Origin of the sequence: Pseudomonas fluorescens (assembly GCF_001648775.1) — a bacterium.
Lineage (GTDB): Bacteria > Pseudomonadota > Gammaproteobacteria > Pseudomonadales > Pseudomonadaceae > Aquipseudomonas > Aquipseudomonas fluorescens_M.
This window is the reverse complement of record NZ_LVEJ01000008.1, coordinates 80268-101386: the sequence shown is the minus strand read 5'-3', so window position 1 is coordinate 101386 and position 21119 is coordinate 80268. Positions and strand designations below refer to the sequence as shown.

The 21119-nt window shown below is 57.6% G+C and carries 19 protein-coding genes and 4 tRNA genes; 6 read left to right on the top strand and 17 right to left on the bottom strand.

Translation table 11 applies throughout. The features are described from left to right. The first annotated feature begins 72 nt into the window (after positions 1-72). On the top strand, positions 73-1278 hold the full coding sequence (locus A8O26_RS09175; protein WP_064117718.1) for an MFS transporter: 1206 nt from the start codon (positions 73-75) through the stop codon (positions 1276-1278). 513 nt (positions 1279-1791) lie between these two features. On the opposite strand, the gene A8O26_RS09170 is transcribed toward A8O26_RS09175, so the two are convergent. The 10 genes from A8O26_RS09170 to A8O26_RS09125 all read right to left on the bottom strand — a co-directional run bounded on the left by A8O26_RS09170 (position 1792) and on the right by A8O26_RS09125 (position 11186). Next, a complete protein-coding gene (locus A8O26_RS09170; RefSeq protein ID WP_064117717.1) occupies positions 1792-3663 on the bottom strand; it encodes a SurA N-terminal domain-containing protein in 1872 nt (623 codons plus the stop codon). Between the two features lie 226 nt (positions 3664-3889). Beyond that, entirely contained in the window at positions 3890-4162 is a 273-nt protein-coding gene (locus A8O26_RS09165) for an HU family DNA-binding protein (RefSeq protein WP_008077714.1), read from the bottom strand. A 148-nt stretch (positions 4163-4310) separates the two neighbouring features. Continuing rightward, a complete protein-coding gene (lon, locus tag A8O26_RS09160) occupies positions 4311-6707 on the bottom strand; it encodes an endopeptidase La (RefSeq protein ID WP_016986884.1) in 2397 nt (798 codons plus the stop codon). Between the two features lie 163 nt (positions 6708-6870). Beyond that, positions 6871-8154, bottom strand: coding sequence for an ATP-dependent Clp protease ATP-binding subunit ClpX (clpX, locus tag A8O26_RS09155; RefSeq protein ID WP_003223632.1), 1284 nt, complete (start codon positions 8152-8154; stop codon positions 6871-6873). Positions 8155-8266: 112 nt separating this feature from the next. Further along, on the bottom strand, positions 8267-8902 hold the full coding sequence (clpP, locus tag A8O26_RS09150) for an ATP-dependent Clp endopeptidase proteolytic subunit ClpP (RefSeq protein ID WP_007951559.1): 636 nt from the start codon (positions 8900-8902) through the stop codon (positions 8267-8269). Between the two features lie 92 nt (positions 8903-8994). Beyond that, positions 8995-10305 carry a trigger factor gene (gene tig, locus A8O26_RS09145; protein ID WP_064117716.1) on the bottom strand — a complete coding sequence of 437 codons (1311 nt, stop codon included), beginning with the start codon at positions 10303-10305 and terminating at the stop codon, positions 8995-8997. Between the two features lie 401 nt (positions 10306-10706). After that, positions 10707-10782, bottom strand: a tRNA-His gene (locus A8O26_RS09140). A 77-nt stretch (positions 10783-10859) separates the two neighbouring features. Continuing rightward, positions 10860-10944 (bottom strand) — tRNA-Leu (locus A8O26_RS09135). A 57-nt stretch (positions 10945-11001) separates the two neighbouring features. Continuing rightward, positions 11002-11077 (bottom strand) — tRNA-His (locus A8O26_RS09130). A 32-nt stretch (positions 11078-11109) separates the two neighbouring features. Next, positions 11110-11186: transfer RNA gene (locus A8O26_RS09125), tRNA-Arg, on the bottom strand. A gap of 275 nt (positions 11187-11461) precedes the next feature. On the opposite strand from A8O26_RS09125, the gene folD reads away from it, so the two are divergent. Both folD and pbpG read left to right on the top strand, forming a co-directional pair. Further along, positions 11462-12316, top strand: a complete 855-nt coding sequence (gene folD, locus A8O26_RS09120) for a bifunctional methylenetetrahydrofolate dehydrogenase/methenyltetrahydrofolate cyclohydrolase FolD (RefSeq protein ID WP_064117715.1) — start codon at positions 11462-11464, stop codon at positions 12314-12316. Positions 12317-12546: 230 nt separating this feature from the next. Next, on the top strand, positions 12547-13485 hold the full coding sequence (gene pbpG, locus A8O26_RS09115) for a D-alanyl-D-alanine endopeptidase (protein ID WP_064117714.1): 939 nt from the start codon (positions 12547-12549) through the stop codon (positions 13483-13485). A gap of 53 nt (positions 13486-13538) precedes the next feature. Here the strand turns inward: pbpG and A8O26_RS09110 are convergent, their stop codons facing one another. The 3 genes from A8O26_RS09110 to A8O26_RS09100 form a co-directional block, all read right to left on the bottom strand. Continuing rightward, positions 13539-13751 (bottom strand): hypothetical protein, encoded by a 213-nt coding sequence (locus tag A8O26_RS09110; RefSeq protein WP_064117713.1) that lies wholly within the window; start codon positions 13749-13751, stop codon positions 13539-13541. 12 nt (positions 13752-13763) lie between these two features. Then, positions 13764-13970 (bottom strand): DUF6021 family protein, encoded by a 207-nt coding sequence (locus A8O26_RS29355; protein WP_081265171.1) that lies wholly within the window; start codon positions 13968-13970, stop codon positions 13764-13766. Between the two features lie 89 nt (positions 13971-14059). Next, on the bottom strand, positions 14060-14731 hold the full coding sequence (locus tag A8O26_RS09100) for a peptidase C39 family protein (protein WP_064117711.1): 672 nt from the start codon (positions 14729-14731) through the stop codon (positions 14060-14062). Between the two features lie 235 nt (positions 14732-14966). Here A8O26_RS09100 and A8O26_RS29930 point away from each other — a divergent pair, with 235 nt between their 5' ends. Next, complete coding sequence (locus A8O26_RS29930; RefSeq protein ID WP_253756780.1) at positions 14967-15137, top strand: hypothetical protein; 171 nt, start codon at positions 14967-14969, stop codon at positions 15135-15137. Between the two features lie 263 nt (positions 15138-15400). On the opposite strand, the gene A8O26_RS09095 is transcribed toward A8O26_RS29930, so the two are convergent. Both A8O26_RS09095 and A8O26_RS09090 read right to left on the bottom strand, forming a co-directional pair. After that, complete coding sequence (locus tag A8O26_RS09095) at positions 15401-16150, bottom strand: TerC family protein (RefSeq protein WP_034154674.1); 750 nt, start codon at positions 16148-16150, stop codon at positions 15401-15403. Positions 16151-16179: 29 nt separating this feature from the next. Then, positions 16180-16422, bottom strand: coding sequence for a hypothetical protein (locus A8O26_RS09090; RefSeq protein ID WP_007917343.1), 243 nt, complete (start codon positions 16420-16422; stop codon positions 16180-16182). A 133-nt stretch (positions 16423-16555) separates the two neighbouring features. On the opposite strand from A8O26_RS09090, the gene nhaR reads away from it, so the two are divergent. Continuing rightward, positions 16556-17455 carry a transcriptional activator NhaR gene (gene nhaR / locus A8O26_RS09085; protein WP_038362809.1) on the top strand — a complete coding sequence of 300 codons (900 nt, stop codon included), beginning with the start codon at positions 16556-16558 and terminating at the stop codon, positions 17453-17455. On the opposite strand, the gene A8O26_RS09080 is transcribed toward nhaR, so the two are convergent. Further along, positions 17450-18613 (bottom strand): MFS transporter, encoded by a 1164-nt coding sequence (locus A8O26_RS09080; RefSeq protein WP_064117710.1) that lies wholly within the window; start codon positions 18611-18613, stop codon positions 17450-17452. The two genes, nhaR and A8O26_RS09080, sit on opposite strands and share 6 nt — an antisense overlap. A gap of 336 nt (positions 18614-18949) precedes the next feature. On the opposite strand from A8O26_RS09080, the gene sstT reads away from it, so the two are divergent. Further along, positions 18950-20182 carry a serine/threonine transporter SstT gene (sstT, locus tag A8O26_RS09075; protein WP_064117709.1) on the top strand — a complete coding sequence of 411 codons (1233 nt, stop codon included), beginning with the start codon at positions 18950-18952 and terminating at the stop codon, positions 20180-20182. A gap of 336 nt (positions 20183-20518) precedes the next feature. Here the strand turns inward: sstT and A8O26_RS09070 are convergent, their stop codons facing one another. Then, on the bottom strand, positions 20519-21028 hold the full coding sequence (locus A8O26_RS09070) for a DUF1993 domain-containing protein (protein WP_034154670.1): 510 nt from the start codon (positions 21026-21028) through the stop codon (positions 20519-20521). Positions 21029-21119: the final 91 nt, after the last annotated feature.

Genomic DNA, 21119 nt, shown 5'->3' with positions numbered 1-21119 from the left:
TTAACCCGTTTTTCGCCGCTGCGCAGCGCCCTACCCTGTGCTCCTCGTCAACTTGCACATGGATGCCGACTCATGAACGATGCCCAACTCGGTTGCCCTGCACTCGAACAACATGTCGCTGGCCGCGAGCGATTACCCCTCGGCGCGCTGCTGGCACTGGCCACCGCCGGATTCATCACCGTAATGACCGAAGCCATGCCGGCCGGCCTGTTGCCACAAATGAGCAGCGGCCTGAATGTCTCCCAGGCCTTGATCGGGCAATTGGTCACGCTGTACGCGATAGGCTCGATCCTGGCAGCCATCCCACTGACCATCGCCACCCGCGGCTGGCGGCGCCGACCGCTGCTGCTGACCGCCATCGGCGGTTTTGCCATCGCCAACAGCCTCACCGCCCTGTCGCAGTGGTACTGGCTTACCCTGATTGCACGCTTTATCGCCGGCGTATTTACCGGGTTGCTGTGGGCACTGCTGGCCGGTTACGCCAGCCGCATGGTCGCCCCGCACCTGCAAGGCCGCGCCATTACCGTGGCCATGCTCGGCGCCCCCATTGCGCTATCACTGGGAATCCCCGCCGGCACCCTGCTCGGCACCCTGATTGGCTGGCGCCTGAGCTTCGCCATCATGACCGCGCTGACCGTTGCGTTGGTCCTCTGGGTACGCTGGCAAGTCCCCGACTTCGCCGGCGAACGCGAGGGAAAACGCCTGCCGCTGCGTCAGGTATTGACCTTGCCCGGCGTGCGCTCCGTATTGTTCGTCACCCTCACCTACGTCGTTGCGCATAACTTGCTGTACACCTACATCGCGCCCTTCCTGCAACCGTCCGGCCTTGATGCCAACGTCGACCGCGTACTGCTGGTGTTCGGCCTGGCCTCGGTGCTGAGCCTGTGGATCGTCGGCAGCCTGATCGACCGCTGGCTACGCGAACTGGTGTTGATCAGCGCCGGCTTGTTCATGCTCTCAGCCATAGCGCTGGGCCTGTGGCGCGAGTCACCGAACGTGATTTACATCGCCACCGCTGTTTGGGGACTGGCGTTCGGTGCGATGCCATCGCTACTGCAAACCGCTTCGGCAAAAACCGCGAAAGAGGCTGCTGACACAGCGCAATCGATGCTGGTGACGTTGTGGAATGTCGGAATTGCTGGCGGTGGTTTGATGGGTGGCGTGTTGCTGGGCAACCTCGGTGTGGGAGCATTTCCGTGGATCGTTGCAGGATTGCTGGTTTTGACTTTTTATGTGGCGATCAACGCTCGGCGCCATGGTTTTCCAAGGTCTGGATGAGACCGAGTGAGCGGTTGGACTGAGGCCAGACGGCTGGAAATCGGTCGATTGACAGGCCGCCTTCGCGAGCAGGCTCGCTCCCACAGGTTTAATTTGTATGCAGCCCACGCGGCAAAGCCGCCCCACTCAACAGGATGAGCGCAAGCTCGGCTGCAGCTTTTGATCTTGCCGTGCTGGCCCCATCGGCAGGCTGAGTGGAGGGATTTATCCGGGGGTGGGAGCGAAGCGAGCGTTTGGCTAAGCCAAACCCATCGAGAGGAGGTGCAGCGAAGCAAACCGGAGGCGATGCCCCCGGATGAATCCCGTAACGAAGGAACCCCGAGCCCCAGCGAGCGGGCCGAACGCCGGGGCCCAGACCTTTGGTTCCTTTGGGGCGTTTGCCAAAGGGACTCGCCGTAAGGGCGAAACCGCCAGCCGCCCCCCCACAGAAACGGATATTCACCCAACCTGAGCCCCAAAAAAAAGCCCCGACCTATACAGGCCGGGGCTTCCACATCACATCTCAGTCAACCATCAAAACCGCTTGATGTCCGCCTGACTCTCCAACTGCTTGCGATACGCCGCAAAATCCTGCTGACCTTCACGCGAAGCGAGGAAGCGACGGTACTGAACCTTCTCTTCGTCAGTCGGTGCAGCCGCTTCGTTCACGCCATTCAGACGCACGATCATCAGACTGCCATCCGCCAGCGTCACGCTGGTGAACGTCGGCTTGTCCTTGGCCGCCGGCTTCGGCATACGGAACAACGCTTGCAGCACGGCCGGATCAACCCCTTCCTGACCACGAGTGGCCGCTTCGGTGGCTTTCCAGTTCTGACCATCAACTGCCTTGTCCAACGGTGCCTTGCCATCACGCAGATCCGCAATCAGCTTCTCGGCCTTGGTCTTGGCAGCAGCACTGGCGTGCTCCTTGGTCAACTGAGTGCGGATGGCCGCATTCACGCTTTCCAAAGGCAGTTGCGCAGGCTTCAGGTGCTCCTTGGAACGCAGCACGACCACGGTTTCCGGATCCAGCTCGATGGCGGTGCTGTTGGCACCCTCGTCGATCACTTCAGTGCTGAACGCAGCGGTGACCACAGCACGGTTGGCTGCAACACCTTCGCCACCTTCGCGGCCGAATGGCTTGGACGTGTGCACGGTCAGTTTCAGATCCGCCGCTGGCTGAGCCAGGTCAGACGCTTCGAACGCCGAGTCTTCCAGTTGCTTGGTCGCCTCGACAAAACGCTGTTCAACCTGTGCGGCTTTCAGCTCGCGGGTCAGCTTGTCTTTCAGGCTGGCCAGGGTCGGCACTTCAGGCGCTTCAACGCCCAGCAGCTTGATCAAGTGGTAACCGAAGTCGGTACGAATCGGCTCGGACACCTGGTCTTTCGACAGCGAGTACAGGGCTTTTTCGAACGCCGGATCGTACACGCCAGGACCTGCGTAACCGAGGTCACCGCCATTGTTGGCCGAGCCCGGATCCTGCGAGAACTCTTTGGCCAGCGCTTCGAACTTCTCGCCCTTGGCCAGACGCGCCTGGACTTCTTCGATCTTCGCTTTGGCCTGAGCCTCGGTGGTCTTGTCGTTCACTTCGATCAGAATGTGCGCCGCGCGACGCTGTTCCGACAGGTTGGCGATTTCTTTCTGATACGCCGCCTGCAGGTCTTCATCCTTGACCGCAACCTGATCGAAGAACGAGGACTTCTTCAGTTCTACGTAATCGATGATCACTTGGTCCGGAGTCATGAACTCCTTGGCGTGCTCGTCGTAGTAAGCCTTGACTTCGTCGTCGGTCAACTTGACCGCTGCCGGGTCAGCCTTGACGTTCAGGGTAGCGAAATCGCGGGTCTGTTTTTCCAGACGGGCAAAGGCCAGCACTTCGGCGTCGGTGACGAAACCGCTACCGGCTACACCGGCGCGCAGTTGGCCGATCAACATTTCCTGAGCCAGCATCTGGCGGAATTGCATGCGGCTGTAACCCAACTGACGGATCACCTGGTCGAAACGCTCGGAGCTGAACTTGCCGTCCACCTGGAACTCAGGGGTCTGCAGGATCACTTGATCCAACGCGCCTTCGGAGAAAGCGAACTTCGCCTGTTCGGCACCTTGCAGCAGCAACTTGCGATCGATCAGACCCTTGAGGGCCGATTCGCGGAGCATTTTTTCGTCGAGCAACGAAGCATCGAAGTCTTTGCCCAGCTGTTGCATCAGCTGACGGCGTTGCATGTCAACGGCCTGGCTCAGCTCGTTTTGGCTGATTTCTTCACCATTGACCTTGGCCGCCTCATTCTTGTGAGTGGTGGCCTGGAAAATGGCGTCGAAACCGGTCAGGGCCATCAGTGCAACGATGACCCCGATAATGGTCTTGGCAATCCAGCCTTGTGAATTGTCCCTGATATTCTGCAGCATGCGTCCCCCAGAAACGGTTGAACTTCAAAATTAGGCAACCGTGGAGCGTGGGTAGAATCCGGATAGAAGAAAGGCGCATCCGAGGATGCGCCTTCTCGTAACTGGCGGAGCGGACAGGGCTCGAACCCTCGATCCCGGCGTTACAGGCAACTGTTTCAGTGACCTGCTCTACCGCTCCGCTGCCAAGTCAGGCATGACCCCGACCCGGATGGGTAAAAACTGAAACTTAGTTAACCGCTTCTTTCAGTGCTTTACCGGCTTTGAAACCTGGTTTTTTAGCAGCAGCGATTTGCAGCGTCTTGCCGGTCTGTGGGTTACGACCAACGCGAGCTGGACGATCAGTGACGGAGAAAGTACCGAAACCAACCAGAACAACGGAGTCGCCAGCCTTGAGAGCGCCAGTGACGGATTCGATTACAGCGTCCAGCGCACGGCCAGCAGCAGCTTTCGGGATATCAGCGGATGCAGCGATAGCATCAATCAGTTCCGACTTGTTCACTCTAAGTCCCCTTATATCTATTTTGAGATGATTCTAAGTTTTTTGGTGAAAGCAAAAACGAGTGCTGAATGGCCTACAGACACTTAAGAGCCGCTTTATAACAAGGGCTCTAAAAAGCTGTCAAGGAAGCCCCCCAGGCAAAAACGTATTAATGCGTGCTAATTCTTTCCTTAGAGTCAGACTCACGTTTTTCGTCCTTGGCAACTATCTCCGGAGCCACATCCGGCAAGGGCTCCGGCGCGTATTGCAGCGCAATTTGCAGGACCTCGTCAATCCATTTAACCGGTTTAATCTGCAGATCCTGCTTGATATTGTCAGGAATCTCCTTCAGATCGCGCACGTTCTCTTCCGGAATAATCACAATCTTGATTCCGCCGCGGTGTGCCGCCAGCAGTTTTTCCTTCAGACCGCCAATCGCCAGCACTTGACCGCGCAGCGTAATCTCACCCGTCATGGCGACATCGGCGCGTACCGGAATGCCGGTCAAGGCCGACACCAGCGCCGTGCACATGCCCACACCGGCGCTAGGGCCGTCTTTCGGCGTCGCCCCTTCCGGCATGTGAATGTGTGTGTCGCGCTTCTCGTGGAAGTCCAGAGGAATGCCCAGACTCTTGGCGCGGCTGCGCACCACGGTCAGCGCGGCAGTGATCGATTCGACCATTACGTCGCCCAGCGAACCGGTCTTGATCAACTGACCTTTACCCGGCACAACTGCGGCTTCGATGGTCAGCAATTCGCCGCCGACCTGGGTCCAGGCAAGGCCGGTCACCTGACCGATCTGATCCTGCTGCTCGGCCAGGCCGTAGCGGAATTTGCGCACACCGAGGAAGTGTTCCAGCAAGTCAGCTGTCACTTTCACCGAGAAGCGTTTTTCCATTGCGTGCTCTTTCACCGCTTTGCGGCAGACCTTGGCGATCTGACGTTCGAGGCCACGCACACCGGCTTCACGGGTGTAGTAACGGATGATGTCGCGGATCGCTTCGGCATCGAATTCCAGCTCGCCCTTCTTCAGACCATTGGCCGCAATCTGTTTTGGCGAGAGGTATTTGACCGCGATGTTGATCTTCTCGTCTTCGGTGTAGCCCGGCAGACGGATCACTTCCATCCGGTCGAGCAGCGCCGGCGGGATGTTCATCGAGTTCGAGGTGCACAGGAACATCACATCGGAAAGGTCGTAATCGACTTCCAGATAATGGTCGTTGAAGTTGTGGTTTTGCTCCGGGTCGAGCACTTCCAGCAACGCCGACGCCGGGTCGCCACGCATGTCGCTGCCCATTTTGTCGATTTCATCGAGCAGGAACAGCGGGTTGCGTACGCCCACCTTTGTCATCTTTTGAATCAATCTTCCTGGCATCGAACCGATGTAAGTCCGGCGGTGGCCACGAATTTCCGCTTCATCACGCACACCACCAAGGGCCATGCGCACGAATTTGCGGTTGGTCGCGTGAGCGATCGACTCTGCCAGCGAGGTCTTGCCCACGCCCGGAGGACCGACCAGGCACAACACCGGGCCACGAATTTTTTTCACGCGCTTTTGCACGGCGAGGTATTCAAGGATGCGTTCCTTGACCTCTTCGAGGCCGTAGTGATCGGCATCGAGAATGTCTTCTGCACGCGCCAGGTCCAGGCGTACCTTGCTCTGAGCCTTCCACGGCACCTGCACCAGCCAGTCGATGTAGGAGCGCACCACGGTGGCCTCAGCGGACATCGGCGACATTTGCTTGAGCTTGTTCAGCTCGGCGGTGGCCTTGGCCAACGCGTCTTTCGGCAGACCGGCAGCGTCGATACGCTTTTTCAGGTCTTCGATTTCGTTGTGGCCTTCGTCGCTGTCGCCGAGTTCTTTCTGAATGGCCTTCATCTGCTCATTCAGGTAGTACTCGCGCTGACTGCGCTCCATTTGCTTTTTGACACGGCCACGAATGCGTTTTTCAACTTGCAGCAGGTCGATCTCGGCATCCAGCAACGCCAGAACGTGTTCGACCCGGGCCGACAAATCGATGATTTCGAGGATTTCCTGCTTCTGCTCGATTTTCAGCGCCATGTGCGCGGCCATGGTGTCGACCAGACGACCCGGCTCATCGATGCTGTTGAGCGACGACAGGACTTCAGCCGGGACTTTCTTGCCCAACTGTACGTATTGCTCGAACTGCGACAGCAGCGTACGCACGAACACTTCGGATTCGCGCTCGGCGGCGTCGACTTCTTCGATCAACGAGACTTCGGCACGACAGTGGCCGTCGACTTCGCTGAAGCGCTCGACGGTGCCGCGCTGCTCACCTTCGACCAACACCTTGACGGTGCCGTCAGGCAGCTTGAGCAGTTGCAGAACAGTGGCGATGGTACCTACGCGATAGAGAGCGTCTTCACCGGGATCATCGTCAGCCGGGTTTCTCTGGGCCAGCAGGAGGATCTGCTTGTCGCCCGTCATCGCGGCCTCGAGGGCTTCGATGGATTTCTCGCGCCCCACGAACAGCGGGATAACCATGTGCGGATAAACCACGACATCACGCAATGGCAGGAGAGGCAATTCGATGGTTGTCTTCATGATTTCGCCTCTACGGCGGCCATATGGCCGTAATCAGATGGAATTAAGCTTGAAACCAAGATGGGGGCTGCCTTGAAAAAAAACAAGCGCAAAGCGGATGTAAAAAACGACATAAAAAAAAAGAGGCCCGAAGGCCCCTTCTTTGTTACAGCGCAGTAGACACTTACGCGTCCGGCGCTGCCTTGGCCGTCGGCTCACTGTTCTCGTAGATATACAGTGGCTTGGACTTGCCTTCGATCACGCTTTCATCGATCACGACTTTGCTCACCTCGGACTGCGAGGGGATTTCATACATCGTGTCGAGCAGCACACCTTCGAGAATCGAGCGCAGGCCACGGGCACCGGTCTTACGTTCCAGGGCACGCTTGGCGACCGATTTCAGTGCGTCGGTCCGGAATTCCAGATCCACGCCTTCCATCTCGAACAGCTTGGCATACTGTTTGGTCAGAGCATTTTTCGGCTCGGTGAGGATCTGCATCAGCGCAGCCTCGTCGAGCTCGTCCAGCGTCGCGAGGACCGGCAGACGACCGACGAATTCCGGGATCAGACCGAACTTGACCAGATCGTCAGGCTCGACTTCACGCAGGGATTCACCGACTTTCTTGCCTTCTTCCTTGCTGCGCACTTCTGCGTTGAAGCCGATGCCGCCCTTGGTGGAACGGTTTTGAATAACCTTTTCCAGACCGGAGAACGCACCACCGCAGATGAACAGGATGTTACGGGTGTCGACCTGCAGGAATTCCTGCTGCGGGTGCTTGCGGCCACCTTGCGGCGGTACGGAAGCGACCGTGCCTTCGATCAACTTGAGCAAGGCCTGCTGCACGCCTTCACCGGAAACGTCCCGGGTGATCGACGGGTTGTCGGACTTGCGCGAAATCTTGTCGATTTCATCGATGTAGACAATACCCATCTGGGCCTTCTCTACGTCGTAATCGCACTTTTGCAGCAGTTTCTGAATGATGTTCTCGACATCTTCACCCACGTAACCCGCCTCGGTGAGGGTGGTTGCGTCAGCGATGGTGAACGGAACGTTCAGCAAGCGGGCCAGAGTTTCGGCCAGCAGGGTTTTACCAGAGCCGGTCGGGCCGATCAGCAGGATGTTGCTCTTGCCGAGTTCGACGTCGTCAGCCTTTTTGTCACGCTGGTTCAGACGCTTGTAGTGGTTGTACACCGCTACGGCCAGAACCTTTTTTGCACGCTCTTGACCAATCACATACTGATCAAGGATGCCGCTGATTTCTTTAGGCGAAGGCAATTTATGCGCGCTGCTTTCGGCCTGGGCTTCCTGCACCTCCTCGCGGATGATGTCATTGCACAGGTCGACGCACTCGTCGCAGATAAAGACCGAGGGGCCGGCAATCAATTTGCGCACTTCATGCTGGCTTTTGCCACAGAAGGAGCAATAGAGCAGCTTGCCGTTGTCCTCGCCGTTGCGGGTGTCAGTCATTCGTTCGATCCAAATCCGATAGGCTTGCAACACAAGATGAAGGCTATTGCGGGCTTTTTCAAGCCCGCCGCTGATCAGACCAGCCGACCAAGCCTATTTTGAGCTGCTTATTTTAAGCTGGGCGCTGGTTGATCACTTCGTCGATCAGGCCATATTCCTTCGCAGCTTCGGCACTCATGAAGTTGTCGCGATTGGTATCGCGCTCGATTTCTTCCAGAGTACGCCCGCTGTGCTTGGCCATCAGCGTGTTCAAACGCTCGCGGATGAAGAGGATTTCCTTGGCGTGAATTTCGATATCCGACGCCTGGCCCTGGAAACCGCCCAGTGGCTGGTGAATCATCACGCGCGAGTTCGGCAGGCAGAATCGCTTGCCTGGGGCACCTGCGGTCAGCAGGAATGCGCCCATGCTGCAGGCCTGGCCGATGCAAGTGGTCGATACGTTAGGCTTGATGAACTGCATGGTGTCGTAGATCGACATGCCCGCTGTCACCGAACCGCCCGGGGAGTTGATATAGAGATGGATGTCCTTGTCCGGGTTTTCCGCTTCAAGGAACAGCAGTTGCGCGCAAATCAGGTTGGCCATGTAGTCCTCTACCGGACCAACCAGAAAGATCACTCGCTCCTTGAGCAGGCGCGAATAGATGTCATAGGCGCGTTCGCCACGAGCAGATTGCTCGACAACCATCGGGACCAGGCCGCCTGCGGCCTGGATATCAGAGTTCTGCTGAATATACGAATTACGGAACATGCTCTGCAGTCACTCCCAAATAGTTATGTCTTGAATACGCATAAGCCAGCGCGAAGGCTGGCTTATGTGTGTACTTCTTAACGCAAAAACAATCAGTCGGCTGTTGGAGCTTCTACCGGCTTGACCGCTTCTTCGTAAGAGACCGATTTGTCGGTCACGCTAGCTTTCTGCAGAACAGTATCCACAACTTGTTCTTCCAGCACAACCGAACGCACTTCGTTCAGTTGCTGCTCGTTTTTGTAGTACCACGACACGACCTGCTCAGGCTCCTGGTAAGCCGAAGCCATTTCCTGAATCATTTCGCGAACGCGAGCTTCGTCAGGCTTCAGGTCGAACTGCTTGACCACTTCAGCAACGATCAGACCCAGCACAACGCGGCGCTTGGCTTGCTCTTCGAACAGCTCGGCCGGCAGTTGATCAGGCTTGATGTTGCCGCCGAACTGCTGAACAGCCTGCACGCGCAGACGGTCAACTTCGTTGGACAGCAGAGCCTTAGGCACTTCGATCGGGTTGGTGGCCAGCAGACCGTCCATTACCTGATTCTTGACCTTGGATTTGATCGCCTGACGCAGTTCACGCTCCATGTTCTTGCGAACTTCGGTGCGGAAACCGTCGATGCCGCTTTCCTTGATGCCGAATTGAGCGAAGAACTCTTCGTTCAGCTCAGGCAGCTTAGGCTCGGAAACAGTGTTGACCGTCACGGTGAACTCGGCGGTTTTGCCAGCCAGGTCCAGGTTCTGATAGTCCTCTGGGAAGGTCAGGTTCAGAACGCGTTCTTCGCCAGCCTTGGCGCCAACCAGGCCTTCTTCGAAGCCAGGAATCATGCGGCCGGAACCCAGAACCAGCTGAGTGCCTTTGGCGGAACCGCCAGCGAACACTTCGCCGTCAACCTTGCCAACGAAATCGATGTTCAGTTGGTCTTCGTTCTGGGCAGCACGATCGGCCACTTCAAAACGGGTGTTCTGCTTGCGCAGGATGTCGAGCATTTTGTCCAGGTCAGCGTCAGCCACGTCAGCGCTCAGGCGCTCAACGGTGATGCCGTCGAAACCGGCAACGGTGAACTCAGGGAACACTTCGAACACAGCAACGTATTCCAGATCCTTGCCAGCTTCGAGCGACTTAGGCTCGATCGAAGGCGAACCCGCCGGGTTCAGCTTTTGCTCAACCACTGCTTCGTAGAAGGAGGACTGGATAACATCACCAACAGCTTCCTGACGAGCGTCAGCACCGAAACGGCGCTTGATTTCGCTCATTGGCACTTTGCCTGGACGGAAGCCAGCAATCTTGGCCTTTTGGGCAGTCTGCTGCAGACGCTTGTTGACCTGAGTCTCGATGCGCTCAGCCGGCACGGTGACGCTCATGCGGCGCTCGAGAGCAGTAGTATTTTCAACAGAAACTTGCATGGATATTCCTCGTTGCACAGACGTTAGCCGGCCGTTTCCGACCCCAGAATCAAGGGCATGCATTCTAGTGGGTCAAACTCAAGAAGTCACCCTACTGAAAACGGGTAAAAAAACAGCAGGCAATTTATAGGGACCGCGGCACAAATGCAGCGCGCCCCAAAGGCGAATACAACCAATCACGCCAGGGCTCTGCGCCAACCTCTTCTATATATAGAGGAGACTGCCAATCATTCCCTGACGGCCGAACCTGCAAGCAGGTCCGGCGAGCAGCGCAGCATCATCGAGCAACATAAATACGACGAAGCGCCCTGCTCCTGCGTCTCGAAACCGGCCATCGCCGGTTTTCAAAACCGCAAAACAAAAAAGGCGCCAGACTGTTAAATCTGGCGCCTTTCGAAATATGGGGTGGACGATGGGGATCGAACCCACGACAACGGGAGTCACAATCCCGTGCTCTACCAACTGAGCTACGCCCACCATATTGCGTAACAAAAAAGCCAAATAACTTCTTTGTTGAAACCTCACCAGCCCGAAGACATGAATGAAGCTTTAATTGGTGCGGATGAAGAGACTCGAACTCTTACGCCTCGCGGCGCTGGAACCTAAATCCAGTGTGTCTACCAATTCCACCACATCCGCGGATGAAGCTTTTAAAGCAAAGGCGCCAGACTGTTACATCTGGCGCCTTTCGAAATATGGGGTGGACGATGGGGATCGAACCCACGACAACGGGAGTCACAATCCCGTGCTCTACCAACTGAGCTACGCCCACCATATCGCGTTACTTGTGCCAAAGCTGCCTAATGGCGCACCCGGCAGGACTCGAACCTGCGACCATCCGCTTAGAAGGCGGATGCTCTATCCAGCTGAGCTACGGGCGCCTTATTAATCTGTACTCTTAAAGGACTACAAACTAAGTGCTTTCCAGTGTCGCCGAATCGTAATTCCGCTTCACCTTCTTAACCAGTGCTAGGCTGTGCCCGACAAGTGCGACGAATAGTATAGAGCGCTCCCAAGGTCGTCAAATCCTTTTTGAAAAAAATTCATTTAATTAAAGGAGTTAGGGGAATTTGCTGACCAAGCGCCTTTGCCCCCACCGCTCGACATGCGAGAATGCGTTCTCATTTTTTCCCCTCTCGATGGTTAATCACGCGCAATGACTGCTCAACTAATCGACGGCAAATCGATCGCCGCCAGCCTGCGCCAGCAGATCGCCCAACGAGTTGCCGAGCGTCGCCAGCAAGGCCTGCGCACTCCCGGCCTCGCGGTGATCCTGGTCGGCAGCGATCCTGCCTCTCAGGTTTATGTCTCGCACAAGCGTAAAGACTGTGAAGAGGTCGGCTTCCTCTCTCAAGCCTACGACCTGCCCTCCGAAACCACCCAGGACGCATTGACCGATCTGATCGATCGCCTCAACGACGATCCGGCAATCGACGGCATCCTGCTGCAACTGCCGCTGCCCGAGCACCTGGACGCCTCCAAACTGCTGGAGCGCATCCGCCCGGACAAAGACGTCGATGGTTTCCATCCTTATAACGTCGGTCGTCTGGCCCAGCGCATTCCGCTGCTACGCCCGTGCACACCTAAAGGCATCATGACCTTGCTGGAAAGCACCGGCGCTGATCTTTATGGCATGGACGCAGTGGTTGTCGGCGCGTCCAACATCGTCGGTCGCCCGATGGCGATGGAGCTGTTGCTGGCCGGCTGCACCGTGACCGTCACCCACCGCTTCACCAAGGATCTGGCCGGCCACGTCGGTCGTGCCGATCTGGTGGTCGTGGCCGCCGGCAAGCCGGGCCTGGTCAAAGGCGAGTGGATCAAGGAAGGCGCGATCGTGATCGACGTCGGCATCAACCGTCAGGACGACGGCAAACTGGTCGGTGACGTCGTCTACGAAACCGCCCTGCCCCGCGCCGGCTGGATCACTCCGGTACCGGGCGGCGTCGGTCCGATGACTCGCGCCTGCCTGCTGGAAAACACCCTCTACGCTGCAGAAACCCTGCACGTCTGAGGCGTTGTTTCAGCCGTCAAAAAAACCCGCTTCGTGCGGGTTTTTTCATGCTTGAGAAAAAACTGTAACCGTTCGCCGGAAACCCCTCTTTTTACAGGCCTTTTCACGAGTTTTTCAGGTCATTCAAACAACCATCGACAGATCTTCAGCCATACTCCTAGAATGCGACGCTTTGAAGAAATAACCCGTTACAAACTAACGGAATATCCAACCTTTATGAGTTCGCCCGCGTGAAAATTCGTCTTTCGATTCTGAGCCTGTTTTTTGCAGTTTCAGGCACTTTCATCACGCCAACGATCAACGCTGCGGAAACCACCGCTGCCCCACGTGACGCTTCGACCCTGAAGATCGCCTCCGGCAGCGCCCTGCTCATGGATATGCAGACCAACAAAGTCATCTACTCCAGCAACCCTGACGTGATTGTGCCGATCGCCTCTGTCAGCAAGCTGATGACTGGATTGGTAGTGGTTGAAGCCCGGCAGAACATGGACGAATGGATCAATGTCGATATCAGCAACACACCGGAAATGAAGGGTGTGTTCTCCCGAGTCAAACTGAAAAGTGAGCTGCCGCGCCGCGAGATGCTGCTGATTGCGCTGATGTCCTCGGAAAACCGTGCCGCCGCGAGCCTGGCGCATCATTACCCGGGTGGCTACGCAGCCTTCATCGCAGCGATGAACGCCAAGGCCAAGGCGCTTGGCATGACCAACACGCACTATGTCGAGCCGACTGGCCTGTCCGAGCGTAACGTCTCCACCGCCCGCGACCTGAGCAAATTGCTGGTCGCCGCCAGCAAGTACCCGATCCTCAGCGAGCTGACCACCACCAAGGAAAAGACGGTGTCGTTTCGTAAACCCAATTACACCCTGGGTTTCCGTAACACCGATCACTTGGTAAACAAGGCTGACTGGGACATCAAGATCACCAAGACCGGTTTCACCAACCCTGCTGGTCACTGCCTGGTGCTGGTGACCAAGATGGGTAACCGTCCGGTCGCACTGGTGATTCTCGATGCCTTTGGCAAATACACCCATTTCGCCGATGCCAGCCGCATCCGCAGCTGGGTGGAAACCGGCAGAAGCGCCAATGTTCCTGCGGTGGCGCAACAATACAAGGCCGAGAAAAACCTGAAGTCGCGCCAGAGCGGCGTGGTTGAAGCCTCCAAGTAATTCGCAGCCCAAGAAAAAGCCCCGAACATTCGGGGCTTTTTTTCGTCTGTGAATCAGTCATTGGGCAGCGGCATCTTATCGTCATCAGGGATGCCGTCACCTTTACTCGGATCCCGCGAAGGCTCAGGCGTCAGCACATTCGGCCGGGCCATTGGGTCGCGCAGCGGACTGTCCGGGTCCAGCACCGGATCAATCTCCGGCTCTGGCGGGGTTGGAACACTGTCCGGCGTTTTTTTTTGATCGTCGAAGCTCGAATCGGTACTCATATGCACCTCGCATCAAGGTTTCAGATTGGCCAGAGGGTCATAGGGTTTGGCAGGCTTCTTGGCATCCTCGCCGGACTCGACGTCGAGAGGCGCCTTGGCGGGGCCGACAGGGTCGACCTGCGGATCATCAAGATCGGGCGAGTCCGGATCGAACCCCAGATCATCTCCCGAGGAATGCTCGGACGAATGCGGGCCTTTCGCTGCTGGGGAATCTTTCATATCGCCTCCTGGTTCACCCGCAGAACACGGGCTCTACAAATAGGAGGCCTGCCGGGCGCAGATGTGCCCGGCAGATGACGAACGGGAACTCAGTGCGCGGCGAGGGCCTTGCGCGCCTGCGCCGCTTCGTTTTCCTGACCGGCCTGAGCCAGTTCGTCGGCAGCCTTGAGCCAGCGCTGGCGGTCAACGGCAGCGGGGATCTGCGACGGCTTCTGGATCAGGATTGCCCAGCCACCGGATTTCTCCAGGGCCGATTCGAACGAGCTGAAGCTCATCAGTTCGCGGCGGTTCATGCCGGCGCGCAACAACACCTTCTGCTTATTGCGATCGTAGCCGGACAGGATCGCGTAACGCGGCTCGGCCCAGAATGCCGAACCTTCACTCATGCGCACCATCACCGGGTAGCCAGCGGCAACCTGAGTCAGCAGCGCGGGTAAATTGCTGTCCAGTGGGTAGACAACCATGCCGTATTCGCGGGCAAGGTTCTGGATGTTCTGCTGCAGTTTGTCTTCAGCACCCGGGAGGTGCAGCGGTTTTTCGAGCAAACCCGGCGTGATCACGATGCCTTGCTGCGACAACAGACTGGCCAATACTTGCGGCCCACTCTGATTGGCTTCGCCGCGATAGAACGTGCCGCTCAGCTCGACCCGCTCCGGCAGACGCTTGACCTCCGGCGCCACACTGCCTGCACACCCGGCCAACACGACCGCGCAACCGGCCACCAGCAGTGCCGCACGAATTCGAGAAAATACCTGCACCATCATCACTCTCTGTTCAGACGCCGGTCATCGTGTTCCGGCAACGCCTGCGATCATAGGGCCGCGCCCGGCTGCGGTATAGCCTTAAGCGGCAGACACATCAATTGCATAGAGCGAACTGATTAGTCACCAGCGACCTTTGGTCAATAGTCTGAAACACCGCATTGACTAGACTGTCACTGAAACAGAGCGAATTGAAAAACGTGTGCGCCCGATGCAGGGCAAAGAGGAGGCACCGATGAGCCTGACCATGACCATCGTAATGTTGATTGCCGGCTGGCTGGCCGTGGCCGCCGCCATGCTGTGGGGCGTGTTGCGGATTTCGCGGCGCCACCATCACCATCCGATTGAGCCTGCTGCGGTTGAGAAAACCGGGAAACACCGCGCGCGCCATGCCGCCGCGCATTGAGGGTTAACGTCAAAAGCAAAAGCCCCTCACCCTAGCCCTCTCCCAAAGGGAGAGGGGACTGACCGAGTTGTTTTTCCGAGTTGCGCCGACCTGAAAGACCAGGTTGAACGAAATTTTGAAAACTACACAAATCGGCTCCCTTTCCCCCTCTCCCTTGGGAGAGGGCTGGGGTGAGGGGCTGGCTCTATTCCACACTGCAAATCTTGAATCAAAAAAAAACGCCTGATCTCAAAGAGTTCAGGCGTTTTTTGTACTTTCAGCGGTTAAGCCTGCTCAGCCAACTTCTTCTGCTTAGCCCTGCGCGACATCATGTTCAGCACTTCAATCGAAGCCGAGAACGCCATCGCCGCATACACATAACCTTTCGGTACATGGGCGCCGAAGCCTTCGGCGATCAGCGTCATACCGATCATGATCAGGAAGCCCAGCGCCAGCATCACCACCGTCGGGTTGTCGTTGATGAACTTGGCCAACGGTTCAGCCGCAAACAGCATCACCAGCACCGACACCACCACCGCGATGATCATGATCGGCAAGTGTTCGGTCATGCCGACCGCGGTAATGATGCTGTCGATCGAGAACACCATGTCGAGCATCAGGATCTGACCGATGGCAGCCGCGAAACCCAAGGTGACCGTCGAGGTCGCCGACTTCGGATCTTCCGGGGCCGGGTCCATGCTGTGATGGATCTCGGTCGTGGCTTTCCAGACCAGGAACAGACCACCGGCGATCAGGATCATGTCCTTCCAGGAGAACGCCTGGCCAAGAATCTCGATCACAGGTGCGGTCAACTGCACGATGAACGCGATGGTGCTCAACAACGCCAGACGCAGGATCAACGCCATGCCGATACCGATGCGGCGGGCCTTCTGCTGGTACTGCTTGGGCAATTTGTTGGTCAGGATCGAGATAAAGATCAGGTTATCGATGCCGAGCACGATTTCCATCACCACCAATGTGGCCAAGGCAACCCAAGCGGTGGGGCTGGCGGCGAGCTGTAACAGATATTCCATGGGTCAGTCCTGACTCTGTGTAAGACGATTTAGATGGTCTTGGAGGAAGATTCGGATTTTTCCGCGTCTTTTTCCGGTGTTTCTTTCTTCTCGATCAAGCCACCGGTGGCATCGCTGAGCGCTTGTTCAGCGGCCTTGTGCGTATCGTCGATCGCTTGCTTGGCGCTTTCGGCAGCCTTGCCCATCAGTTGCTGGGCGCTTTTCTCGGCCTGGTCGCAACCGGCCAGAAGCAGTAAAGACGTAAACATCAACGCAGGGATTGTGTATTTCATGAGGCTTCCTTCGAATGAACAGACAGGGTCATAAACCGGCCGTCGATGGCTGGGCATTCTAGGGAGACAAACACTTCAGGAAAATTCGTATTTTTAGCGGCTATACTTCGGTTTTAACGAACTGTAGACCGTCATGCTCAATTACCGCCAACTGCATTACTTCTGGGTCGTGGCCAAGACCGGCAGCATCGTGCGCGCCTGCGAGCAGCTGAATCTGACCCCGCAGACCATCAGCGGGCAGATTTCCCTGCTCGAACAAACCTATGGCATCGAACTGTTCAGACGAGTCGGCCGCCAACTGGAGCTCACCGAAGCCGGGCGTCAGGCCCTGCCCTACGCCGAGCAAATGTTTCAACTGGGCGGCGAACTGGAACTGATGCTGCGCGCGCAACCCAACGAACAGCAGATTCTGTTCCGCGTCGGCGTGGCGGACGTGGTACCGAAATCCATTGTCTATCGCCTGATTGCGCCGACCATGGAGTTGAACGAGCCGCTGCGCATCACTTGCCGCGAAGACAAACTGGAACGCTTGCTCGCCGATCTGGCGATCCAGCGCCTCGACTTGGTGATCTCCGACAGCCCGATGCCCTCGCACCTCGACATCAAGGGCTACAGCCAGAAGCTCGGTGAATGTGGGATCAGTTTTTTTGCCACCCCTGAACTGGCGGCCAGGTACGGGCAGGACTTCCCGCGCAGCCTGCACGGCGCGCCACTGCTGATTCCCGGCGCCGAAACCGTGGTGCGCAGTCGCTTGCAGCGCTGGTTTGCCGAGCAGCAGATCCAGCCGCAAATCGTTGGCGAGTTCGATGACAGTGCGTTGATGCAGGCGTTCGGCCAATCCGGCAGCGGGATTTTCATTGGCCCGAGCGTGATTGCCGATGAGGTGAAGCGCCAGTACGGCGTCGAGCTGATTGGCCAGACGGACGCCGTGACCGAGTCGTTTTATGCCATTTCGGTGGAACGCAAGGTCAAGCACCCCGGCATCGTTGCGATTACCGAAGGTGCCCGACGCGAGCTGTTTACGGCGTTATGACGCCTCGGCGCACATTTCGCGCGGCTTGAGCGTCATCAACACCATGGCGAGGAACACCGACAGCAGAATGAAGCCGGCGGCGGCAAAGCCGAGGAAGCCCAGCCCCGCACTGTCGATGACCCGGCCACCGACCATGGCGCCCAGGCCGATGCCCAGATTGGCTCCGGCGATGTTCAACGAAGCAGCAAAGGCCGGCGCTTCTGGCGCGGCTTTCATCAGTCGTACATGGCTGACCAGGAACAACGCGGCTTGGGTAATGCCCCAGATGCCCATCGCCACTGCCAGCCCCAGCGGTGAATGAATGTTTGGCACCAGCGAGACCATGCCGGCAATCATGAATGCGCAAAACAACACCGACGCCCCCAGCGGATGCCGGTCCACCGCGCGACCGCCCAGCGAGTTACCGATCAGCCCGACCGCACCGAAGGCCATCAGGCACCAACCGACCACGGTGCCGTTGAAACCGGCGAGGCGCTCAAGAATGTCGGCCAGATAGGTGTAAGCGGTAAACATGCCGCTGAACACCAGAATCGACAGCACGATGTGGCCAATCATCAACGGGCTGCGCAGGATCTTGAACTGCGAACGGAAGCTGACCTGATGCTGGTGCAGGCTGGTTTTCGGCAGGTAGACAAACAGTAACAAGGCTTTGGCAAAGGCGATCACCGCCAGAATGCCGAAGGCGCTGCGCCAGCCGAATGCGTCGGAAATCAGCGTGCCGACCGGAATGCCGAACACCGTCGCGCAGACAATGCCGAAGCCAATCTTGGCGATCGCCCGCCCGGCGAAATCCGGGCCGACGATGTCCACTGCCGTCTCACTGGCCAAGGCCCAGAACACCGGCAGACCGAGCGCCGGGATCAAGCGGGCAATCGCCATTACCCAGATATTAGGCGCCAGCGCGGCCACCGTATTGGCCAGGCCAAACATGATCAGGATGCTGATAAACAGTTTGCGCCGCTCGAAGCGGGCGAAATATGCGGTCAAGAAAGGCCCGAACATGGCCACGGTAAAAGCGAATAGAGTCACCAGCAACCCGGCCTGCGGGATGGTGACTTCAAGGTCTCGGGCAATCGCCGGCAACAGGCCGACAATGACGAATTCCGTGGTCAGCACCGTGAAACCGGCGGCGGACAACAGAAGAATGGGCAACAGCATGCGCAACTCCAGCAAAACGACGACACCAGCGTTGACCCGGAGGCCCGCTGGCAGAACTTGAAAATAAGGATGAGGAATCTTAACAGAGTGTGTCCGCACTGACTTGCACAAACCTGCCGACTTTGTTGCCTGATCCGGTGGCAGATCGTCACAGGCCTGAAGGATAAGGCCTACGCTGTGATAAAGTCCGCGCCCTTAAAAACGTACAGCCTGTTCAACGACCGGTTTATTGGCGTTGAAGTCGCATCACACTTTCGGTGCGTGACGGTGGTCTGCCCACGAATATCTACCACCTTCACGCCCCCTCGCACCCTATAAAAAATCAGAGATGCCGTTATGACTGCTTCATCCCCTTCTCTATTGCAGCGCCTGAAGAACCTGAGCCTGGTCGCCCAGATCCTCATCGGCCTGATTGCCGGTATCGCGCTCGCGTTGTTCGCCCCGCAAGTGGCAAAAGACACCGCGTTCATTGGCAAAGTGTTCGTGTCGGCGTTGAAAGCCGTCGCGCCGATTCTGGTGTTTGTGCTGGTAATGGCCTCGATTGCCAACCACAAGCACGGCCAGGAAACCCACATCCGCCCGATTCTGTTCCTCTATCTGCTGGGCACCTTCGCCGCAGCCGTGGTAGCGGTGGTGGCCAGCATGGCGTTTCCATCGCACCTTGTGCTGTCCACCGAAAACGTTGCGGTCACCGCACCGGGCGGCATCGCAGAAGTGCTGCAAAGCCTGCTGCTCAGCGTCGTCGATAACCCGGTGAATGCGCTGATCAACGCTAACTTCATCGGCATTCTGGCGTGGGCGATCGGCATGGGCGTCGCGATTCGCCATGCCGGCGACACCACCCGCGAAGTGCTCGGTGATCTGTCCAACGGCGTGACCTTGATCGTGCGCGTGGTGATTCGCTTCGCCCCGCTGGGTATTTTCGGCCTGGTCGCTTCGACACTGGCCACCTCCGGTTTCGGCGCGCTGATCGGTTACGCGCACCTGCTGGCCGTGCTGCTCGGCTGCATGCTGTTCGTCGCGCTGGTGATGAACCCGCTGATCGTGTTCTGGAAGCTGCGTCGCAACCCGTACCCGCTGACCCTCAAGTGCTTGCGTGAAAGCGGCATCACCGCGTTTTTCACTCGCAGTTCGGCGGCGAACATTCCGGTCAACCTGGAACTGAGCAAGCGCCTGGGCCTGCATGAAGACACCTATTCGGTGTCGATCCCTTTGGGCGCGACCATCAACATGGCCGGCGCGGCGATCACCATCACCGTTTTGACCTTGGCTGCCGTGCATACGCTGGGCATTGCCGTGGACATTCCGACGGCGATTCTGCTCAGCGTTGTCGCCGCGATCTGCGCGTGTGGCGCTTCGGGCGTGGCCGGTGGTTCGCTGTTGTTGATTCCGTTGGCGTGCAGCCTGTTCGGCATTCCGAGCGAAATCGCCATGCAGGTGGTGGCGGTCGGTTTCATTATTGGCGTGTTGCAGGATTCGGCGGAGACGGCGCTGAACTCGTCGACTGACGTGTTGTTCACCGCTGCGGCGTGCCTGGGTGAGGAAGCGAAAGCCCAACGTACCGCGTAACCGTCTTACCCTGTGGGAGCGAGCCTGCTCGCGAAGGGGGCGAGTCAGTCGACATTGATGTCGCCTGACACACTGCATTCGCGAGCAGGCTCGCTCCCACAATGGAAAATGAAAAGCCCGCCGAGGTGTGAACCTTGGCGGGCTTTTTTGTGGCGCAGATCTTTTCCCCCTCACCCCAACCCTCTCCCCCAAGGGGGCGAGGGGGAAAGGGGGCAGACCGAGTGCTGTTCAAACCTGAGTTCGACTTGATAGTTCAGGTCGGTGTAATTCGAACAAACAACTCAGTCAGTCCCCTCTCCCTCCGGGAGAGGGCCAGGGTGAGGGGCTTCTGGCGGTTTAGAACGCGCCCATGTAATCGCGTTTACCCACTTCAACACCGTTATGACGCAGCAGCGCATAGGTGGTGGTGACGTGGAAGAAGAACTGCGGCAGACCGTAAGTCAGCAGGTAAGCCTGACCGCTGAAGCGCTTCTCTTTCGGCGTGCCCGGACGGGTGACGATTTCGATGCCTTCCTTGCCATCGATCTGCTCAGGCTTGATCTCGCCGATGTAGGCCAGAACCTTGGCGATCAAGGCTTGCAGCTCGGCGAAGGTGGTTTCGGTATCGTCGTACTTCGGCACTTCGACTTCAGCCAGACGCGAAGAAACGCCTTTGGCGAAGTCGACGGCGATCTGCACCTGGCGAGTCAGCGGGAACATGTCTGGATACAAACGGGCCTGCAGGAACGCGTTCGGGTCGATGTTTTTCTCGGTGGCGTGGGCTTCAGCCTTTTTCAGGACATCGCTCAAAGCGTTGAGCATTTGTTGAAAAACCGGGACGGATGCGGCGTACAGGGAAATGGTCATGGCAGTCTCGTGTGGTGGCTGGGTGGAACAAGGAGGCGATTATAGCCATGCTTGATGACCACACGGCTTGCCTTTTGTTTGGCAAGGATTA

Excerpts from the sequence above, each read along its gene's own strand:
- A8O26_RS09110 (WP_064117713.1), bottom strand. The coding sequence starts at position 13,751 with ATGAGTACCGATTCGAGCTTCGACGATCAAAAAAAAACGCCGGACAGT.
- tig (WP_064117716.1), bottom strand. The coding sequence starts at position 10,305 with ATGCAAGTTTCTGTTGAAAATACTACTGCTCTCGAGCGCCGCATGAGC.
- A8O26_RS29930 (WP_253756780.1), top strand. The coding sequence starts at position 14,967 with ATGAGCCTGACCATGACCATCGTAATGTTGATTGCCGGCTGGCTGGCC.
- sstT (WP_064117709.1), top strand. The coding sequence starts at position 18,950 with ATGACTGCTTCATCCCCTTCTCTATTGCAGCGCCTGAAGAACCTGAGC.
- folD (WP_064117715.1), top strand. The coding sequence starts at position 11,462 with ATGACTGCTCAACTAATCGACGGCAAATCGATCGCCGCCAGCCTGCGC.
- A8O26_RS09095 (WP_034154674.1), bottom strand. The coding sequence starts at position 16,150 with ATGGAATATCTGTTACAGCTCGCCGCCAGCCCCACCGCTTGGGTTGCC.
- A8O26_RS09175 (WP_064117718.1), top strand. The coding sequence starts at position 73 with ATGAACGATGCCCAACTCGGTTGCCCTGCACTCGAACAACATGTCGCT.
- A8O26_RS09100 (WP_064117711.1), bottom strand. The coding sequence starts at position 14,731 with ATGGTGCAGGTATTTTCTCGAATTCGTGCGGCACTGCTGGTGGCCGGT.
- A8O26_RS09080 (WP_064117710.1), bottom strand. The coding sequence starts at position 18,613 with ATGCTGTTGCCCATTCTTCTGTTGTCCGCCGCCGGTTTCACGGTGCTG.
- lon (WP_016986884.1), bottom strand. The coding sequence starts at position 6,707 with ATGAAGACAACCATCGAATTGCCTCTCCTGCCATTGCGTGATGTCGTG.
- A8O26_RS09090 (WP_007917343.1), bottom strand. The coding sequence starts at position 16,422 with ATGAAATACACAATCCCTGCGTTGATGTTTACGTCTTTACTGCTTCTG.
- nhaR (WP_038362809.1), top strand. The coding sequence starts at position 16,556 with ATGCTCAATTACCGCCAACTGCATTACTTCTGGGTCGTGGCCAAGACC.
- A8O26_RS09070 (WP_034154670.1), bottom strand. The coding sequence starts at position 21,028 with ATGACCATTTCCCTGTACGCCGCATCCGTCCCGGTTTTTCAACAAATG.
- A8O26_RS09170 (WP_064117717.1), bottom strand. The coding sequence starts at position 3,663 with ATGCTGCAGAATATCAGGGACAATTCACAAGGCTGGATTGCCAAGACC.
- A8O26_RS29355 (WP_081265171.1), bottom strand. The coding sequence starts at position 13,970 with ATGAAAGATTCCCCAGCAGCGAAAGGCCCGCATTCGTCCGAGCATTCC.
- clpP (WP_007951559.1), bottom strand. The coding sequence starts at position 8,902 with ATGTTCCGTAATTCGTATATTCAGCAGAACTCTGATATCCAGGCCGCA.
- clpX (WP_003223632.1), bottom strand. The coding sequence starts at position 8,154 with ATGACTGACACCCGCAACGGCGAGGACAACGGCAAGCTGCTCTATTGC.